Consider the following 19031-nt stretch of genomic DNA (forward strand, 5'->3'; position numbering starts at 1 on the left):
CCTGAGGAGAACAACCCCGTGATCCAGACCGAGACCGTCGTCGTCAACGACCTCGAGACCCGCTACCTGCACGGCGGCCCGGAGGGCGCCCCTGTCGTGGTGTTCCTCCACGACGGAGCGTGGGGCGCGAGCGCCGACGTCACCTGGGGCGGCGTGCTGCCGCTGGCCGCGGAGCGCTTCCGCGTGATCGCCCCCGACCTGCTCGGCTTCGGCGGCAGCGCCAAGGCGATCCGCCTCGACCAGGCGCCCTTCGGCTTCCGGCTGCGCCACGTGCTCGCGCTGCTCGACCAGCTCGGCATCACCGAGCCGGTGCACCTCGTCGGCTCGTCCTTCGGCGGCTCGGTCGCGCTGCGTGCCCTCACCGACCCGGCGCTCCGGGCGCGGATCGCGTCCGCCACCACGATCAGCGGCACGGGCGGTCCCTGGCGGACCGAGGCCGGCGCGGCGCTCGGTCCGTTCGACGGCACCGAGGCCGACGTACGACGCATCGTCGGGCTGCTCGTCGACGACTACGCCGGCATCGACGACCAGGTCCGCGAGCGCTACCGCTGGGCCGTCGTCCCCGGGCACTACGCCGGCGTGATGGCGATCCACACGCCCGTCCCCGACGCGCTCCAGGTCGAGCGCCCCGCCGACCCGTACCCGGCCTCGCTCGCCGGCGTCGAGCAGCCGGTGCTGCTGGTCGCCTGCACGGAGGACCCGCTCGTCGACCAGGCCTGGACCGGCCACCTGCGCGAGGTGCTTCCCCAGGCCCGGGTCGCCGAGCTGCCGCGCAAGCACTCGCCGAACATCTCCCACCCCGAGGAGACCTGGCAGGTGCTGGAGGACTTCCTCGCCGGCGCTGCCGGCCTGACCCGCGAAGGAGCCACGAGTGCTGCCGAGTGACCCCCTGCACCCGGTCGGTGCGACCGAGGTCGACCACTCCGCGCTGTTCCGCCTCGACGGCCGCACCTACGCGGTCATCGGTGCGGGCGCCGGAATCGGCGAGCACGTCGCGCGCACGCTCGTGGCGATGGGCGCCCAGGTCGTCTGCGTCGACATCGACGAGGCGAGCGTGCGTGCCGTCGCCACCGACCTCAAGGCGATCCACGTCGTCGCCGACGTGACGACCGAGGAGGGCGCCGCGGCGCTCGCCGCGGTGATCGACGCGGAGGTCGACGTCCTCGACGGGTACGTCGACGTGATCGGCCAGATGCAGCGCAAGGCCCTGGGCGAGTTCAGCCTCGCGGAATGGCAGCAGGACCTGCGGGTCAACCTGCACCACGCCTTCCTGCTCGGCCAGACCCTGGCACCGCGCGTCGCGCAGAGCCCTGCCGGGGCGATCGTGCACGTGTCGAGCGTGATGGGTGCCCGCGCGGGCCGTCGTTCGCCCGGCTACGGGCCGGCGAAGGCCGCCCTGGAGGTCTGGGTCAAGCAGCTCGCCGCGGAGTACGGCGACCGCGGGGTCCGCGTCAACGCCGTCGCGCCCGGTCTGTTCCTGTCCCCGCGGTTCGTCAGCGGGGCCGGCGCCCAGGCGGAGCCGATGCTGTCGGCGCGCACCATGCTCGGTCGGCTCGGGCAGCCCTACGAGGTCGCTGCCACGGTCGCCTTCCTGCTCTCGTCGGCCGCCGGCTACATCACCGGCGCCACCATCCCGGTCGAGGGCGGGTCGCTCTCCACGGACTCGACCGGGCTCGACGACATCCCGCTGTGAGCCTGCATGTGACCCCGGTCTCACAAGCCCTATCAGCCCGATAGCCGTTCTGACGGGGTCCCTTCCTTGACTCGGGAAGGGGGTCGCACGAGGATCGGGAAACCGGTTCGCGCAAGGTCGAACAGATCGCGAAAGCCGCTAGAAATCAGGGAAATCTCCGCTTCGATCGAGGCGGTCCCAGCTCTCTCTCGGATCACCACAAGGAGTGGACATGACCGGATCTCAGCGATCCATGGCCTCGCGCCGGGGCTTCCTGCGCTACACCGGGATGGGCGCCCTCGCCGTCGGTTCGGTCGGCCTGCTCGCCGCCTGCGGTGACGACGGCGGCAGCACCGCCGGCAAGGGCGGCGCGGCCGGCGCGCTCAAGAAGCCGACCCGGTTCCGGATCGCCAGCGCCCCGGGCGACAACTACTTCCTCGACCAGGTGAACGTCTCCGAGAACCAGTTCGACGCCTACAACCTGCAGATCGGCAAGCTGATCTTCCCGCAGAGCGGCGTGCAGGCGATGCAGCTGCTCGCCGGCGGCGGCGTCGACGGCATGGTGCAGGACCCGATCCTCACCATGGCCAGCTACGTCAACGGCCAGAAGGGCAAGCGGCCGGTCATGGTCGGCATGCGGATCCCCGAGACGACGTACTCCATCGTCGCCAACGCCGGCACCGACTTCCCCGACGAGTCGGCGTCCTTCGAGGACAAGATGTTGGCGCTCAAGGGCAAGCGCGTCGGCGTCGCCGCCGTCGGCGCGGGCTCGGACCAGCAGCTCAAGCTGGCCCTCGAAGCAGCGGGCATGACGTACGACGACGTCGAGCACGTCGGCGTCGGCCAGTTCGCCTCCGGCATCGCCCAGATGAAGGCCAAGCGGCTCGAGGCCTACGTGACGGTCACCTGGGCCACCACCCGGCTCGCGGCCGCCCAGACGGGGGGCCGGATCTACGTCGACTTCCTCGCCGACAGCACCCCGGAGATCCTCCGCAACCAGCAGGTGCAGTACTTCATCACCCGCGAGGACTACCTCGAGAAGAACCCCGCCGTCATCCAGGCCTGGCTCGACGCGCAGACCGAGGGCAAGGACTGGGTCGTCGCCAACCCCGACAAGGCCGCCGACCTGCTCAACAAGACGAGCTTCGACGGCAAGGGCGAGCAGTTCGCCAAGGACTACATCGCCCACTTCACGGACGTCGTCGTGCCGAAGATCCAGCCCGACTGGAAGGTCCCGAAGGACGCGGTCGACTTCATGATCGACATCGCCGTCCGGCTCGGCACCGTCAAGGAAGGCCAGGTCTCCTACGAGGACCTGGTCGCCGAGTCGGCCCGCGCCTGACGCACCCGCGCCGGACCCGCGCCCCCCGGGGTGCGGGTCCGCCGACGGGTCTAGCATCGCGACATGCGGTTCGAACAGCTCAGCTACCTGGAGGCCGCCCTCCGCACCGGTTCCTTCCGGCAGGCAGCCAAGGAGCTCGGCGTCTCGCAGCCGACGATCACCATGCAGGTGCAGCGCCTCGAGGAGGATCTCGGCGTCATCCTGGTGCTGCGCGACGCCCACGGGGTGCGGCCGACGTACGCCGCCGAGCGGATCCTGCCCCACGTCGTGGCTGCCATCCGGGCCGAGCACGCCATGCGCCAGGAGGCCAGCTCGCTGGAGAACCTCAAGGTCGGCAACCTGCGTCTGGCCGTGGTCCCGACGGCCAGCGACACGATCATGCCGGGCGTGGTGAAGCGGCTCCACGACGAGCACCCCAGCATCCGCTTCGAGGTCGCCGAGGGCGGCTCCGACATGGTCCGCCACGGCGTCCAGACCGGCCACTTCGACGCCGGCCTGCTCACGTACCTCGGCTTCGACGAGCTCTCCGACGAGCTCCACTACGTCGACCTGCTCACCGGCCACCTGGTCCTCTGCGTCCCCGAGGACCACCCCATCGCCGACAAGGACGAGGTCACCGCCGCCGACCTCGCCGGCGAGCCCCTCGTCTTCTTCTCCAAGGGCAGCATCCTGCGCCGTGCCTTCGAGAAGCTCGTCGCCGACGTCGAGACCAACGTCGTCTACACGACCGACGGTGTGAAGGCCGCGCAGCGCATGGTGCAGGCCGGCGTCGGCATCTCGCTGGCGAACACGCTCTCGCCGTACACCGCCAGCGGCGACGGCGTCATCCTGGTCCCCATCCGCGAGGACTGGGCCCGGGCCACGCTCGCCGCCGTCGTCCGCAAGGACGAGGCGCGCCCTGCCGTCGTGCAGACCTTCCTGCGCCTCCTCAAGGAAGCCGCGCACCCTCCCCGCCGATAGCCCTTCGGTATCACCCCGCCAGTCACTCGGATCTTCCCGGCCCTCACCGGCTCCCGTGAGACTGCGTGCGTTGCGTCACAACGCCGCAGATCTTGCGTACGCCGATGAGGAGAAGGTCCCGTGTCAATCGATTCGAGCACGATCCCGGTCCAGGAGCTGGCCTCGCGGGTCGTCGAGGACGCCCTCCGGTCCGGCCTCCAGGTGCTGCCGGAGTACGTCGGCAAGATGCTCCTCGCCGCCGCCGGGATCACCGTGCCGGCCGGTGTCGAGATCGCCGACGTCGACGAGGTCCCGGCGGAGCTGACCGGGCCGTTCGCGGTCAAGGCGGTCTCGACCACCCTGGTCCACAAGACCGACGCGGGCGGTGTCCGGATCGGTGTGAGCCGCGAGCAGCTGGCCGAGGAGACGGCCGCGATCCGCGCCAACCTCGCCACGGCCGGCCACGACTGCGAGGGCTTCCTCGTCGAGCAGATGGCCCCGAAGGGCGAGGAGGTCGTGGTCGGCGCGGTCCGCACCGAGGGCCTCGGCTGGGCCGTGATGGTCGGCCTCGGCGGCGTGTTCGTCGAGGTGCTCGAGGACGTCGCGTTCGGCGTCGCGCCGATCACCCGCGACCAGGCGGCCGAGATGCTCGCCGAGCTCCGCGGCCTCCCGCTGCTGCAGGGCGCACGTGGCCGCACGCCGGTCAGCACCGACGCCCTGGTCGACGTGATCGTCGGGCTCGCCGGCGCCGGTGGTCTGCTGGAGGCGCTTCCCGCGCAGGTGCGCGAGATCGACCTCAACCCGGTCATCGTCTCGCCGACCGGTGCGGTCGCGGTCGATGCCCGGTTCGTGCTGGACGCCGACGCCGAGGACACCGAGACCGACCGCTCCACGGGCGAGGTCGCGGACCTCGGGCCCCTCTTCGAGCCGCGCCGGGTCGCGGTGCTCGGCGCCAGCGCGAAGGGCACCAACGGCGGCACCCTGTTCATCCGCAACCTGCTCGGCTACGGCTTCCCCGGCGCGATCGTCCCGATCCACCCGAGTGCCGAGAGCATCGAGGGGATCGCCGCCGTGCCGTCGCTCGCCGAGGCCGGCGACATCGACTACGCGTACGTCGCCCTGCCGTCGGCCGCCGTCGCCGACGCGCTCGCCGCGGCTCAGGGCCGGGTCCGGTTCGCCCAGGTCATCTCCAGCGGGTTCGCGGAGACCGACGAGGGCGTCGAGCTGGAACGGGACCTGGTCGCCCGGATGCGAGCGCTCGGCACCCGGGTGATCGGTCCCAACTGCCTGGGCACCCACTCGACCCGGGGTCGGATCACCTTCGTCCCCGACGCACCCAAGGAGGTCGGCGGCGTCGCCGTCCTGTCGCAGAGCGGCGGTCTCAGCGTCGACATCCTGCGCCTCGGCGAGGCCCGCGGCGTCGCCTTCCACAGCGTCACCAGCATCGGCAACAGCGCGGACCTGACCGCCGCCGAGATGCTCGAGCACCTCCTCGACTCGCCGGACACCCGCGTGGTCGGGCTCTACCTCGAGTCCCTCGCCTCGGGCCGTGCGGTCCTCGACGTCCTGTCCCGCCGGGCCGACGCCAAGCCGGTCGTCCTCCTCGCCGGCGGCCGCACGGCGGACGGCTCGCGTGCCGCGACCAGCCACACCGGCGCCCTGTCCGGCCACCACCGGCTCTGGCCCGCGCTCGCCCGCCAAGCAGGCGTCGAGCTGGTCGACACCCTCGGCGACTTCGTCAACGTGCTCGCCACGATGGACCTGCTCGACGGCGGGCACCCGGTCGACAACAACGAGGTCGTGCTCTTCGGCAACGGTGGCGGCGCCAGCGTGCTCGCCGCGGACGCCATGCAGCGCGTCGGACTGACCACGCCGCGCCTGCCCGACGCGACCATCGCGCACCTCGACGGGCTCGGCCTGCCGCCCGGCAACGGCCTGGCCAACCCGATCGACGCCCCGGCCCCGACCCTCGCCGTCAACGGCGGCGCAGTGGCCAGGGACATCCTCGGCGCCGTCCTCGACGCGACCCGCCCGGCCGCGGTCATCTCGCACTTCAACGTCGGCATCATCCAGCGCAACATGGGCGCCACCCACGGTGACGTGACCGGCACCCTGATCGACGCGATCGCCGCGGCCCGCGACGCCGGACCTGTGCCCTGCCACCACCTGATGGTGCTCAAGACCGACGGCAAGGCCGACATGGAGGCGCTCGTCCGCGACTACGCGCTGCGGGCCCGGGAGCGCGGGTTCCCGGTGTTCGCCGAGCTCGAGGAGGCCGCCGTGGTCGCCCGCGCGCTGGTGCGCCGCGGTCGTCGTACGGCCTCCTCCACCCACTGACACACCCAGCAACCAACCGAAAGAGGCGACGTCGCCATGGAGCAGTCCCTTGCTGCGAAGCACCACGAGGAGCGCCGCGCCGCGGCCCTGGCGATGGGCGGGGAGGCCAAGCTCGCGAAGCGGAAGGCCGCCGGGGTGCTCAACGTCCGCGAGCGGGTCGACCTGCTCGTCGACGAGGGCACCTTCCACGAGCTCGGCCTCTACGCGACCTCACCTGTCGACGCCGACAAGGACATCACCCCGGCCGACGGCAAGGTGACCGGCACGGGCGACGTCGGCGGGCGTCGTACGGCGCTCATCGCCTACGACTTCACCGTCAAGGGCGCGTCGAGCAGCTCGGTCAGCAACAAGAAGATGGCGCACCTCAAGGACATGGCCGTGCGCTGCGGCATGCCGCTGGTGTTCCTCACCGAGTCGACCGGCGTCCGGATGCCCGACGTCATGGGCGGCACCGGCATGGGCAACGGCAACGAGAAGGACCGCTTCCGCCGCAACCGGCAGAGCCCGTGGGCCACCGCGGTGTTCGGGTACGCGTTCGGGTCGGCCACCTGGCACACGGTCTGCGCCGACTTCGCGGTCTTCCGCAAGGGCACGGTGATGGCGGTGTCCAGCCCCGGCCTGGTCAGCCGCGCCACCGGCCAGGAGGTCGACGGCGAGGTCCTCGGCGGCTGGAAGGTGCACGCCGACGTCACCGGCCTGGCCGACGCGGTGGCCGACACCGACGAGGAGGCGATCGCGCTGGTGCGGCAGTTCCTGTCGTACCTCCCGGCCCACAACGGCGAGGCGCCGCCCGTCGCCGCGGTCCCCGAGGGATCCGGCAGCCGGGCCGAGGAGCTGCGCACCCTGGTGCCCGAGTCGCGCACCCAGGTCTACGACATGCGCAAGGTGCTCGAGGTCGTCGCCGACGAGGGCAGCGTCTTCCCGATCAAGGCCCGCTTCGGCAAGAGCCTGGTCACCGCGCTGGCCCGGGTCGACGGCCAGACCGTCGGATTCATCGCCAACAACCCGATGTTCAAGGGCGGTGCCATCGACGCCGACGCCTGCGACAAGGCGACCAGCTTCCTGGTCCTCTGCGACTCCTACAACATCCCGGTCGTCTTCATGGTCGACCAGCCCGGCTTCCTGATCGGCCTCGAGGCCGAGCGCAACAAGGTCGCCGGCAAGGTCATCAACTGGATGAACGCGCTGTCCCAGGTCACCGTCCCCAAGGTCACCGTGATGCTGCGCAAGAACTACGGCCAGGCCTACGTCAACATGGGCGGCGCCGGTACGGCGGACGCGAGCGCGGCCTGGTGGTCGGCGGAGGTCAGCTTCATGGACCCGCGCTCCGCGGTCGCCGTCGTGCACGGCATCACCGAGGAGGAGCACCCCGAGGAGTACGCCCAGCGCCTCGACGAGATGGCCCGTGAGTCCACCGGGTACGACGTCGCGCGCGTCTACGGCGTCCACGACGTCATCGACCCCGCCGACACCCGCGACTACATCGTCCGCTCCCTGCGCGACAACCACCTCGCCCGTACCGACGGCGTCGGTGAGCACCTGCTCAGCGGCTGGCCGACGAGCTTCTGAGAGGAGCGCCGACGATGACGAACCCGTTCCCCGAGCGCGTCCTGGTCGCCAACCGCGGCGAGATCGCGCGCCGTGTGATCGCCACCTGCCGACGGCTCGGCATCGGCTCGGTCGCCGTGCACCACGCGGTCGACGCCGGCCTGCCGTTCGTGGAGGAGGCCGACGTCGCGCACGAGATCACGGGCGACGTACCGGTCAAGGCCTATCTCGACGGCGCCCAGCTGATCGAGGTCGCGAGGGCGACCGGCGCGACCGCGATCCACCCCGGCTACGGCTTCCTCGCCGAGAACGCCGAGTTCGCGCAGCAGGTGACCGACGCCGGTCTGACCTGGATCGGCCCGACCCCCGAGTCCATCCGCACCATGGGCGACAAGGTCGAGTCCCGTCGCGTCGTCGCGGCCCACGGCGTGCCTGTGAGCGGCGGCGCCGACGACGCGCTCGCCTCCGTCGAGGAGGCCGCCACCGAGGCGACCCGGATCGGCTACCCGGTCATCGTCAAGGCGTCCGGCGGCGGAGGCGGTATCGGCATGGCCGTCGCCCACGACGAGGAGCAGCTGCGCAAGGCGTTCGAGAGCACCCGCTCCATGGCCGAGCGCAGCTTCGGCTCCGACCGGGTCTTCGTCGAGCGGTTCGTCTCGACCGCCCGCCACATCGAGGTCCAGGTCCTCGGCCGCGCCGACGGCAGCATCGTCGCGCTCGGCGAGCGCGACTGCTCGGTCCAGCGCCGCCACCAGAAGCTCGTCGAGGAGTGCCCCGCACCCCACCTGTCCGACGACGTACGCCGCCGGCTGCACGAGAGCGCCGTGCTGGCCGCCGGGTCCGTGGGCTACCACAACGCGGGCACGGTCGAGTTCCTGCTCGACACCGTCACCGAGGACTTCGTGTTCCTCGAGATGAACACCCGGATCCAGGTCGAGCACCCGGTCACCGAGCTCACCCACGGCGTCGACCTCGTCGAGCAGCAGCTGAGCATCGCGCAGACCGGCACCACCACCGCGGACTTCGCGCCCGCCCTGCAGGGGCACGCCATCGAGCTGCGGATCTGCGCGGAGGACCCGAAGCGGTTCTTCCCCAGCCCGGGAGACATCGACGTGTGGGAACCCCCCACCGGACCGGGGATCCGGCTCGACGCCGGCTACGGGCAGGGCACCACCGTGACGCCGTACTTCGATCCGATGATCGCCAAGCTCTGCGTCCTCGCCGACACCCGTGAGGAGGCCGTCGAGCGCGCCCGCGCCGCGGCCGCCTCGTTCGAGATCGGCCCGCTGACCACGAACCTGCCGTTCCTGGTCGAGCTGCTCGACTCGGCGGAGTTCAGCGCCGGTCGCTACGACACCAACATCGTCGCCAACATCAAGAGCAAGTAGAAGAGGAGCCGTCCCGTGCCGGAGACGATCAGCGCCGAGATGAGCGCCAACATCTGGAAGATCCTGGTCGCCCCCGGCGACGCGGTCGAGGAGGAGACCCCGCTCATCATCATGGAGTCGATGAAGATGGAGATCCCCGTCCTGGCCGAGTCGGCCGGGGTCGTGGTCGCGCTGCGTGTCGCCGAGGGCGACATGGTCAACGCCGGCCAGCCGCTCATCGACATCACCACGGACTGAGGGGGTTCTGCGATGAAGGCATGGTCCGTCACCTCCCTCGGCGAGCCGAAGGACGTCCTGCAGCTGGTCGACGCCCCCACCCCCGAGCCCGGCCCGCGCCAGGTCCTGGTCCAGGTCCTCGCCAGCGCCGCGAACTTCCCCGACGTGCTGCTGTGCCGCGGGCTCTACCAGATCAAGCCCGAGCTGCCGTTCACCCCGGGCTCCGAGCTCTGCGGCGAGGTCCTCGCCGTCGGCTCCGAGGTCACCCGGCTGTCCGTCGGCCAGCGGGTGCTGGGCCTGTGCGCCCTGCCGTACGGCGGCTTCGCCGAGCTCGCGCTGATGGACGAGCACACGACGTACCCCGCACCCGCGTCGCTCGACGACGCCCAGGCGGCGTCGCTGTTCATCGGCTACCAGACCGGGTGGTTCAGCCTGCACCGTCGTACGGTCCTCCAGCCCGGCGAGACGCTGCTCGTGCACGCCGCCGCCGGCGGGGTCGGCAGTGCCGCCATCCAGCTCGGCAAGGCCGCCGGGGCGCGGGTGATCGGTGTCGTCGGTGGCCCGGAGAAGGCCGAGTACGCCAAGCAGCTCGGCGCGGACGTCGTCGTCGACCGTCGTACCGAGGACTTCGTGGCCGTCGTCAAGGACGTCACCGAGGGCCGCGGCGCCGACGTGGTCTACGACCCGGTCGGCGGCGAGACCTACCAGCGCTCGACCAAGTGCATCGCGTTCGAGGGCCGGATCCTCGTGATCGGCTTCGCCGGCGGCGAGATCCAGAGCGCCGCGCTCAACCACGCGCTGGTCAAGAACTACAGCATCATCGGCGTGCACTGGGGCCTGTACAACGCCCAGAACCCCGCCGCCGTCGCTGCTTGCCACGACGAGCTGACCCGCCTCGCCGACGTCGGCGCCGTGCGCCCGTTCGTCAGCGAGACGTTCGGCATGGACGAGGTCCCCACCGCCGTGCAGCGGCTCGCCGACGGCGAGACCGTCGGCCGGCTGGTGTTCCAACCGTGACAGTCCCGTCCCACGACGACGCGAAGGGCGCCGGGCCGACTGGCCCGGCGCCCTTCGCGCTGGTGTTCCTGTGTGCCGGGCGGGACTGCGCTGACCTGGAAGTAACACGTTGTCCACCCGACTACCTGTCGATTCTCAGCACGACACGCCGTGTGAAACGGCCCGAACCTGCTGAGAAGTGGCGAGCAGTCGGATCGACAGCGTGTTACAGCACCCTGCGCGCCGACGCCTCGGCGTCGTCGCGGTCAGGCGATGGCCAGCACGCCGACCAGCGACACCGACGCGACGACCAGCGTCGAGACCATGCCCAGCGCGAGCGGGCGGCCGCCGCTGTGGAGCAGCTTGCCGAGGTGGACGCCGGTGCCGAGCGCGAACAGCGCGGCGGCGAGGGTGATCGTCTGCAGCGTGCTGATCACGTCGAGCACCCCGGCCGGCACGATCCCGCTGGTGCGCAGCAGCACGCAGGCCAGGAAGCCGAGCACGAAGAGCGGGACGATCGGCGGGCGGCCGACGGTGGCGCCGTCGGCGGCCGGGTGGGTACGACGGCGGGTCGTGCTCACGACGGCCACGACCGGGGCGAGCAGGAGGACGCGGGTCAGCTTGACCACGACGGCCAGTGCGACCGCGGTAGCACCGGCGGGGCCGGCCGCGGCGACGACCTGGCCGACCTCGTGCACGCTGGCGCCGGCCCAGATGCCGAGCTGGCGGTCCGAGAGGCCGAGAGGCGCCTGCAGCAAGGGGATCGCGATCATCGCGAGGGTGCCGCACAACGTGACCATGGTGATCGCGGTGGCGACGTCGTCCTCGTCGGCGTCGGCGGTGCGCTCCATGCCGGCGATCGCCGAGGCGCCGCAGATCGAGAAGCCGGTGGCGATCAGCAGACTGCGGGCGGGGCCGACCTTCATCTTCAGGCCGAGCCACCAGGTGAAGACCAGCGTGCTGACCAGGGTCAGGACGACCAGCGCGATCACCGGAGCGCCGAGGGCACCGATCGCGGTCAGCGACAGCGAGAACCCGAGCAGCACGACACCGACGCGGAGCAGCTTCTTGACCGCGATCCGCAGGCCCGGCTGGGCGGCGATCGGGATCAGGTCGAGGTTCGCGGCCACCGCACCGAGCAGCACCGCCCAGGTGAGCACGCCCACGGAGGGGACGACGTGGTGACCCGCGGTGGCGAGCGCCACGCCGATCCCCGTGATCGCGAGGCCCGGCAGCAGCACGGATCGCTGCGTACGTCGGGCGCTCGTCGTCGTTCGGACCGGAACGGTTCTCGTGGCCATGTCCTCCACCCAACCGGTGTGGGGCAGGCTTCGGTAGTGAGCACCTCGGCATCACGTCATACGGAGAACGCATGAGCACCCCCACCCGACGACCGGACCTCGACGACCTCGAGGTGCTCGCCCTCGTGGCGCGGACCGGGAGCATCGGCCAGGCCGCGCAGGAGCTGCGGCTCTCGCAGCCGAGCGTCTCGCGCCGGATGCTCGCGCTCGAGCGCCGGCTCGGCGTCACGCTGCTGCACCGCACCAAGCAGGGCACCACCCTCACGCCGCACGGCATCCTCGTCGTCGACTGGGCCGGCGAGCTGCTCGACGCCGCCGAGCGGTTCACCCGATCGGTCGCGACCCTGCGCGCCGAGGGCGAGCTCGTCGTCCGCGCGGCCGTGTCGATGACGATCGCCGAGCACTACGCGCCCGCCTGGCTGGCCCGGCTGCACGCGGGTGCACCGGACCTGCAGGTCTCGCTGAGCGTCGCCAACTCGACCGAGGTCGAGCGGCTCGTGCGCACGGGTGCGGCCGAGCTCGGCTTCGTGGAGGTGCCGACCGCGCCCGACGGGCTGCGCCACCAGCAGGTCGGCGCCGACAGGCTCGTCGTCGCCGTCGCGCCCGGGCACCCGTGGGCGGAACGGACCGAGCCGGTCACGGCCGCCGAGCTCGCCGTCGGGGGCGTCCTCGTGCGCGAGGAGGGCTCGGGCACCCGGGTCACCCTCGAGGAGGCACTGCACCGCGAGGGGCACGCGCTGGTCCCCGGCCTCGTGATGGCGTCCAACAACGGCCTGACCCACGCGGCGATCGCCGGCATGGGGCCGGTCGCGCTGTCCGAGCGGGCGCTGGAGGCCGACCTCAAGCTCGGCGAGCTGTGCGCCGTACCCCTCGACGGGGTCTTCCTGCTGCGCCCGCTCACCGCGATCTGGCCGGCCGAGGCGACGCTCTCGGACGCCGCCGTACGTCTGCTCGCCGCCGCCGGGCCGACCGGCACCGCGCGTCCCGGCTATCCCACCGATAGTGCCGAGGGGGGTTCCGGTCGGACCTCCGCACCATGATGCTGGGGGAGTCATCCCCTGACCCGAGGAGTCGTCATGCCCGAAGCCGTCATCGTCTCGACCGCCCGCTCGCCGATCGGCCGGGCCGGGAAGGGCTCGTTGAAGGACATGCGGCCCGACGAGCTGTCGGTGCAGATGGTGCGGGCGGCGCTGGCGAAGGTGCCGGGTCTCGACCCGGCCGAGATCACCGACCTGATCCTCGGCGTGGGCCAGCCGGCGGGGGAGGCGGGCAACAACCTGGGCCGCGCGGTCGCCGTCCTGTCCGGGATGGACCACCTGCCCGGTGTGACCGTCAACCGCTACTGCTCGAGCAGCCTGCAGACGACGCGGATGGCGTTCCACGCGATCAAGGCCGGCGAGGGCGACGCGTTCATCTCGGCGGGTGTGGAGACGGTGTCGCGGTTCTTCAACGGCTGGTCGGACAACCCGGAGGGCCAGAACCCCGCGTTCGCGGACGCGCAGGCGCTGACCGACAAGCGGGCGCAGGGCGGTGCCGAGACGTGGGTCGACCCGCGTCAGGCGGGCAACCTGCCCGACCTGTACATCGCGATGGGCCAGACCGCGGAGAACGTCGCGCAGGTCCTCGGCATGTCGCGCGAGGAGCAGGACGTGTTCGCGGTCCGCAGCCAGAACCTCACCGAACAGCGGATCAACGAGGGCTTCTGGGCCCGCGAGATCACCCCGGTCACCCTGCCCGACGGCACCCAGGTCACTGCGGACGACGGCCCCCGCGCGGGTACGACGCTGGAGGCGGTCTCCGGCCTGAAGCCGGTGTTCCGCCCCGACGGCACCGTGACGGCGGGCAACGCGTGCCCGCTCAACGACGGTGCCGCGGCGCTGGTTATCATGTCCGACACCCGCGCCAAGGAGCTGGGCCTGACCCCGCTCGCCCGCATCGTGTCGACCGCTGTCACAGGACTTTCCCCCGAGATCATGGGCCTGGGCCCCGTCGAGGCGATCCCGGCCGCGCTCAAGCACGCGGGCATGTCGCTCGGTGACATCGACCTTTTCGAGATCAACGAGGCGTTCGCGGTGCAGTCGCTCGGATCGGCGCAGCAGCTCGGCATCGACGTCGACAAGCTCAACGTCAACGGTGGCGCGATCGCGGTCGGTCACCCGTTCGGCATGACGGGTGCGCGGATCACCGCGACGTTGATCAACTCGCTGCAGTGGCACGACAAGCAGTTCGGTGTCGAGTCGATGTGCGTGGGCGGTGGCCAGGGCATGGCCATGGTCCTCGAGCGCCTCAGCTGAGGGGCGCGCGTGACGCACGCACCCGTCGATGCCGTCGCCGTCGTCGTCGACTTCGGTGGCGTGCTGACCACCAGCGTCGGCTCGGCGCTCGCCGTGCTGGGCGCCGGCATCGGGCCCGACCCGATGCTGCCCGCCCGGCTGCTGTCCCGTGACGAGCAGTCGTCGCGGCTCCTCGTCGAGCACGAGGAGGGCCGGCTGTCGCAGCGCGGCTTCGAGGAGGGCTTCGCCGAGCGGCTGCGCGCCCATGGCGCCGACGCCACGGCCGACGGGCTGGTCGCGACCATCCAGGCCGCGCTCCAGCCGGACCGGGCGATGCTCGACCTGGTCCGCGACCTGCGGTCCTCCGGCACGCCCGTCGGGCTCCTGTCGAACTCGCTCGGCGACGACTGCTACGCCGGCTACGACCTGCCCGCGCTCTTCGACGCGGTCGTGATCTCCGCCGAGATCGGTGCCCGCAAGCCGTCGCGCCGTGCGTACGGCGCCGCATGCGACGCCCTCGGTGTCGCACCCGGCCAGGCGGTGATGGTCGACGACCTGGAGCACAACATCGTCGCCGCCCGGCGCTTCGGGATGGCGGGCGTCGTGCACTCCAGCGCCGCGGTCACCGCCGCCGCGCTCGCCGGGCTCGGGATCCGGGTCCCCGCTCAGTCCGCCTGATCGGGACGCTCGGCCCGACCGGGGACCCGGACCAGGCCGAGCACCCCCCGTCGTACGGCGGCCAGCTGGTCGGCGTCGAGCCCGAGGCCGCGCTGGTAGACCGGCTCCATCAGCGTCCAGCCGACCAGCAGCGAGCCGATCGCCGCAGCCGTCACCCGGGCCTCCTCGACGTCGAGCGCCGGCTCCTGCCCGGTCAGCTCGGCGACCAGGGTGCGCATCAGCGGGAAGTCCCACTGCATCGAGTCCATCAGCTCGGGCGAGGAGACCAGGTTGGCGAACGTGCGCCACGCATCGGTGTCGAGCGGCCGCGTCGGGAGCTCCTGCCACCAGGAGCGGGCGGAGCCCGCGCGGGTCGCGCCCTCGCCGAGCTCCGCGGTCAGCTCCTCGAGGACGGCGCGGAAGACGGCCTGCTTGGAGCCGAAGTACTGGTGGATCAGCCCGTAGTTCACCTGCGCGGCGGTGGCGATCCGGCGCCCGGAGATCTGCGCGGCGGGCATCTCGCCCAGCAGCCGGCGCGCGGCCGCGACCAGTGACCGCTTCACCTCCTCGACGCCCCGGGGGGCCGGTTCCTCGCTCACGGGCGTCACCGTACAACGCCCGCCGCGGCGTCGTACGGACGGCGCGAGCGGGCGGATTGCAGGGCGATAGCCGTCCCGGATCACCCCGGTTGACAGATTTAGCCAAGTGGCTAAAACATGGTGCAGGTCACACCGTCCGAGGAGGAGTCCCCCATGGAGCAGCCCGGTTGCCCGCACCTGCGGCAGTTCACCCTCGCCCCGCCCGTCGAGCGCCCGCTCGACGAGCCGGACTACTTCGGTGAGCTCCGCACGGAGTGCCCGGTCTCGAAGGTCAAGCTCTCCGAGACCAAGGAGGCCTGGCTCTTCACGAAGTTCGACGACGTCAAGGCCGTCCTGTCGGACCCGCGGTTCAGCTCGGAGTCGGCACGCGAGGGCTTCCCGATCGAGGGGCAGCCCGGTGGCCTGCACCCCGTCAACGTCGGCATGTTCATCCGTCAGGACCCGCCGTTCCACACGCAGCTGCGCCGCATGATCGTCCCCGCCTTCACGCCGAAGGCCGTCGCGGACGCCGCCGCCTTCATCGAGAAGGCGATCGTCGCCCGGCTCGACGCACTGGCCGCGCTCCCGCAGCCGGTCGACCTCGTCGAGGCCTACGCGATCGCGATCCCCTCCGACGTGATCGCCCGGATCATGGGGGTCCCCGCCTCGGAGACCGAGCGCTTTCAGGAGCTCACCGAGCGGCTGGTGACCATCACGCTGACGCCCGACGAGCTCGATGAGGCGATGGACGGGTTCATCGCGTTCTGCGACGAGATGATCGCGCTCAAGCGGGCCGAGCCCGGCGACGACCTGATCACCCAGCTGATGACCGACCGCCTCGACACGGGCGAGATCGACCGCGATCGGCTGCTCGGCTTCATCATCCTGCTCGTCCTCGGCGGCCACGACACGACCGGCGGCATGATCGCCCTCGGCATCTTCACCCTGCTCAAGCACCCCGACCAGCTGGCACTGCTGCGCAACGGTGACCGCTCGTGGGGCGTCGCGGTCGAGGAGATGCTGCGGATCCACTCCGTCGCCCGCTCCGGCCCGCGCCGGGTCGCCTCGGAGGACCTCGAGGTCAACGGCTTCCAGGTGCGCGCCGGCGAGGGCGTGATCCCGTCGGTCCTCTCGGCCAACCACGACGGCGAGAAGTACGGGCCCAGCCGGTTCCGTGACTTCACCATCCCCGAGGAGCGCCCGCGCCACCTCGCCTTCGGATTCGGCCCGCACCAGTGCGTCGGCCAGAACCTGGCCCGCGTCGAGGTCGGGGTCGCCGTCGAGCGGATCCTCGAGCGCTACCCGAACATGCGCCTGGTCGACGACCGGGTGGAGAACGTCCAGGTCCGCAAGGACCGCGGTTTCTGGGGGCTGCGTGAGCTGCTCGTGGACCTCGGCCCGGCGGCGGAAGGAGTCGAGCGGTGAAGATCGAGATCGAGGCCGACAAGTGCTGCGGCGCCGGCCAGTGCGTGATGTTCGCGCCGGCGTACTTCGACATGGATGACGCAGGCATCGCGTTCACCCTCGTCGAGGAGGCGGACCCGGCGGACGTGGCGGACATCCAGGAGGCCATCGACTCCTGCCCGACCCTGGCGATCCGCCTTGTCGGCGACTGACCGGGTCGTCGTCCTCGGCGGCGGCCACGGCGGCACCCAGGCCGCCGACGCGCTGCGCCGGTTCGGCTGGACCGGGCCGGTCACCGTCGTCGACGCCGACCCCTGGCAGCCCTACCAGCGCCCGCCGCTGTCGAAGGGTGTGCTGGACGACGCCCGCGACGACCTCTGCTTCCACGAGCCCGAGCACTACGCCGACGAGGCGATCGACCTGGTCCTCGGCGACGGCGCCGTTCGTGTCGACCGCGAGCGCCGGCAGGTGCAGCTCGGGTCCGGCCGGCTGCTCGGCTACGACCACCTCGTGCTCAGCCTCGGCTCGGTCGCCCGGCCGGTCCCGTTCGACACCGGCGGCCTCGACGGCATCGGTGCGCTGCGGACCCGTCAGGACGCCGACGCCCTGCGCCGCTGGGCCTTCGAGGCCCGCTCCGCCGTCCTCGTCGGCGCCGGTTTCATCGGCCTCGAGCTCGCCACCCAGCTGCGCGGCATCGGTCTCGACGTCACCGTGGTGGAGACCGCGCCCGGCCTGCTGACCGCCGCCCTCTCCGACGTCACCGCCGACTTCCTGCGCGCCCGGCACGAGGTCGACGGCGTCCGTCTGCGCTTCGGCACCCGCGTCGTCGCGGTCGACGGCACCGACGGCCGGGTCCGCCAGGTCCGCCTCGACACCGGCGAGCTCCTGCCGGCCGACCTCGTCGTGGTCGGCGTCGGCGCGGCCCCCAACGACGCTCTCGCGGCGGCCTCCGGCCTCGCGGTCGACGACGGCATCGTCGTCGACCACGACTTCCGCACCAGCGACCCCGCGATCTTCGCGATCGGCGACTGCGCCCGCTTCCCCTCGCCCGGCGGCCCCTCCCGGCTCACGTCGGTCCAGCACGCGTTCGACTCCGGCACCCGGGTCGCCAAGGTCCTCACCGGCCGCGCCGCCGGACCGGTGCCGGTGCCGTGGTTCTGGACCGACCAGGCCGGCGTCAAGGTGCAGATGGCCGGCACCGTCGGCGGCCACGACCGGGTCGAGGTCCTCGGCAGCATCGAGGACGCCCGCTTCTCCGTACGCCGCTACGCCGGCGACCTGCTCGTCGGAGGCGAGTCCGTCGGCTGGCCGCAGGAGCACCTGGCCGTGCGCCGGGAGCTGGCCGGCGTACCGGCTCGCGCGTGACCCTCAGCCGTCCAGGAGCTCCAGCTGCGCGAGGCTGTGGTGCTCGCCGGCCGCCGGTCCGAGCCCGTCGAGCCGGGCGAGCTGGTCGTCGGTCAGCACGACGTCGGCGGCCGCGAGGTTCTCCTCCAGCCGGGCGATCCGCTTCGTCCCCGGGATCGGTACGACGTCCGGCCCGCGGCTCAGCAGCCAGGCGAGCGCGACCTGGGCGGGCGTCGTACCTGCTTCGGTGGCGACGGCCGCGACCTCGTCCGCGAGGCGCAGGTTGTGGTCGAAGTTCTCCGCCTGGAAGCGGGGGATCTGCGCCCGCCAGTCGCTCGCCGAGATGTCGGCGGCCGAGCGCAGCGTGCCGGTGAGGAAGCCGCGGCCCAGCGGCGAGTAGGCGACGAAGCCGATGCCGAGCTCGCGCAGCACCGGCAGCACGGCCGCCTCGGGATCCCGGGTCCACACCGAGTACTCCGACTCCACGGCGGCGAGCGGGTGCACCGCATGGGCGCGGCGGATCGTCTCGGGCCCGGCCTCGGAGAGGCCGATGTGCAGCACCTTCCCCTCGGCGACGAGCTCGGCCAGCGCGCCGACCGTGTCCTCGATCGGGGTCGTCGGGTCGACCCGGTGCTGGAAGCAGAGGTCGATCCGGTCGGTGCGCAGCCGGCGCAACGACCCCTCGACGGCAGCTCGGACGTTGGCCGGGCTGCTGTCGGGCAGGCCGGCGTCGCCGCGGACGTGGGAGATCATCCCGAACTTCGTGGCGACCACGGCGCGGTCGCGATGCCCGACGAGCGCCGCGCCGACCAGCTCCTCGTTGACGTACGGGCCGTAGAACTCGGCCGCGTCGATGAAGGTCGCGCCGAGGTCGAGCGCCCGGTGGATGGTCCGGATCGACTCGGTGTCGTCGCTGCCTGCGCCGTCGAAGCCGGCGGCCATGCTCGCCGTACCGATGCCGATGCGGGAGACGGTCAGGTCGTTGAGCCGGGTGGTCTGCACGGGCCGAGCCTCACGGTCGGGCCGGGGGCGCGAC

General features: G+C 72.0%; 18 protein-coding genes. 15 read left to right on the forward strand and 3 right to left on the reverse strand.

Annotated elements, in window-relative coordinates; genetic code table 11:
* The first annotated feature begins 18 nt into the window (after positions 1-18).
* From ACZYRU_RS19425 to ACZYRU_RS19465, 9 genes are all read left to right on the forward strand, one after another.
* On the forward strand, positions 19-885 hold the full coding sequence (locus ACZYRU_RS19425; RefSeq protein ID WP_488958744.1) for an alpha/beta fold hydrolase: 867 nt from the start codon (positions 19-21) through the stop codon (positions 883-885).
* Positions 872-1693, forward strand: coding sequence for an SDR family NAD(P)-dependent oxidoreductase (locus ACZYRU_RS19430; protein WP_488958745.1), 822 nt, complete (start codon positions 872-874; stop codon positions 1691-1693). The genes ACZYRU_RS19425 and ACZYRU_RS19430 overlap by 14 nt, the downstream gene beginning before the upstream one ends.
* A gap of 211 nt (positions 1694-1904) precedes the next feature.
* Positions 1905-3014 carry an ABC transporter substrate-binding protein gene (locus ACZYRU_RS19435; RefSeq protein ID WP_488958746.1) on the forward strand — a complete coding sequence of 370 codons (1110 nt, stop codon included), beginning with the start codon at positions 1905-1907 and terminating at the stop codon, positions 3012-3014.
* A 63-nt stretch (positions 3015-3077) separates the two neighbouring features.
* On the forward strand, positions 3078-3974 hold the full coding sequence (locus ACZYRU_RS19440) for a LysR family transcriptional regulator (RefSeq protein ID WP_488958747.1): 897 nt from the start codon (positions 3078-3080) through the stop codon (positions 3972-3974).
* Positions 3975-4094: 120 nt separating this feature from the next.
* Positions 4095-6290 carry an acetate--CoA ligase family protein gene (locus tag ACZYRU_RS19445; RefSeq protein WP_488958748.1) on the forward strand — a complete coding sequence of 732 codons (2196 nt, stop codon included), beginning with the start codon at positions 4095-4097 and terminating at the stop codon, positions 6288-6290.
* Positions 6291-6326: 36 nt separating this feature from the next.
* Positions 6327-7859: an acyl-CoA carboxylase subunit beta gene (locus ACZYRU_RS19450; RefSeq protein ID WP_488958749.1), complete on the forward strand. Its 1533-nt coding sequence runs from the start codon at positions 6327-6329 to the stop codon at positions 7857-7859.
* A 14-nt stretch (positions 7860-7873) separates the two neighbouring features.
* Entirely contained in the window at positions 7874-9226 is a 1353-nt protein-coding gene (locus ACZYRU_RS19455) for an acetyl-CoA carboxylase biotin carboxylase subunit (RefSeq protein ID WP_488958750.1), read from the forward strand.
* 15 nt (positions 9227-9241) lie between these two features.
* Positions 9242-9463: a biotin/lipoyl-binding carrier protein gene (locus tag ACZYRU_RS19460; protein WP_179728960.1), complete on the forward strand. Its 222-nt coding sequence runs from the start codon at positions 9242-9244 to the stop codon at positions 9461-9463.
* Between the two features lie 12 nt (positions 9464-9475).
* Complete coding sequence (locus ACZYRU_RS19465; RefSeq protein WP_488958751.1) at positions 9476-10459, forward strand: NADPH:quinone oxidoreductase family protein; 984 nt, start codon at positions 9476-9478, stop codon at positions 10457-10459.
* 245 nt (positions 10460-10704) lie between these two features.
* On the opposite strand, the gene ACZYRU_RS19470 is transcribed toward ACZYRU_RS19465, so the two are convergent.
* Positions 10705-11679, reverse strand: a complete 975-nt coding sequence (locus ACZYRU_RS19470; protein ID WP_488958752.1) for a YeiH family protein — start codon at positions 11677-11679, stop codon at positions 10705-10707.
* A 131-nt stretch (positions 11680-11810) separates the two neighbouring features.
* Here ACZYRU_RS19470 and ACZYRU_RS19475 point away from each other — a divergent pair, with 131 nt between their 5' ends.
* Genes ACZYRU_RS19475 through ACZYRU_RS19485 form a run of 3 tightly spaced genes read left to right on the forward strand, consistent with a single transcriptional unit; the run spans position 11811 to position 14690 of the window.
* On the forward strand, positions 11811-12779 hold the full coding sequence (locus ACZYRU_RS19475; protein WP_488958753.1) for a LysR family transcriptional regulator: 969 nt from the start codon (positions 11811-11813) through the stop codon (positions 12777-12779).
* Positions 12780-12815: 36 nt separating this feature from the next.
* Entirely contained in the window at positions 12816-14033 is a 1218-nt protein-coding gene (locus ACZYRU_RS19480; protein WP_488958754.1) for an acetyl-CoA C-acetyltransferase, read from the forward strand.
* 9 nt (positions 14034-14042) lie between these two features.
* Positions 14043-14690: an HAD family hydrolase gene (locus ACZYRU_RS19485; RefSeq protein ID WP_488958755.1), complete on the forward strand. Its 648-nt coding sequence runs from the start codon at positions 14043-14045 to the stop codon at positions 14688-14690.
* Here ACZYRU_RS19485 and ACZYRU_RS19490 read toward each other — a convergent pair.
* Positions 14678-15268, reverse strand: a complete 591-nt coding sequence (locus ACZYRU_RS19490; protein WP_488958756.1) for a TetR/AcrR family transcriptional regulator — start codon at positions 15266-15268, stop codon at positions 14678-14680. The two genes, ACZYRU_RS19485 and ACZYRU_RS19490, sit on opposite strands and share 13 nt — an antisense overlap.
* Before the next feature lie 153 nt (positions 15269-15421).
* On the opposite strand from ACZYRU_RS19490, the gene ACZYRU_RS19495 reads away from it, so the two are divergent.
* The 3 genes from ACZYRU_RS19495 to ACZYRU_RS19505 are packed head-to-tail and all read left to right on the forward strand — an operon-like array spanning position 15422 to position 18016.
* Complete coding sequence (locus ACZYRU_RS19495; RefSeq protein WP_488958757.1) at positions 15422-16672, forward strand: cytochrome P450; 1251 nt, start codon at positions 15422-15424, stop codon at positions 16670-16672.
* Positions 16669-16863 carry a ferredoxin gene (locus ACZYRU_RS19500; protein WP_488958758.1) on the forward strand — a complete coding sequence of 65 codons (195 nt, stop codon included), beginning with the start codon at positions 16669-16671 and terminating at the stop codon, positions 16861-16863. The genes ACZYRU_RS19495 and ACZYRU_RS19500 overlap by 4 nt, the downstream gene beginning before the upstream one ends.
* Positions 16850-18016 (forward strand): NAD(P)/FAD-dependent oxidoreductase, encoded by a 1167-nt coding sequence (locus ACZYRU_RS19505; protein WP_488958759.1) that lies wholly within the window; start codon positions 16850-16852, stop codon positions 18014-18016. The genes ACZYRU_RS19500 and ACZYRU_RS19505 overlap by 14 nt, the downstream gene beginning before the upstream one ends.
* A gap of 3 nt (positions 18017-18019) precedes the next feature.
* Here ACZYRU_RS19505 and ACZYRU_RS19510 read toward each other — a convergent pair whose 3' ends face one another.
* Positions 18020-18997 carry an aldo/keto reductase gene (locus ACZYRU_RS19510; RefSeq protein WP_488958760.1) on the reverse strand — a complete coding sequence of 326 codons (978 nt, stop codon included), beginning with the start codon at positions 18995-18997 and terminating at the stop codon, positions 18020-18022.
* Positions 18998-19031 lie beyond the last annotated feature (34 nt).

The sequence above is a fragment of the Nocardioides sp. F233 genome, from assembly GCF_057813895.1.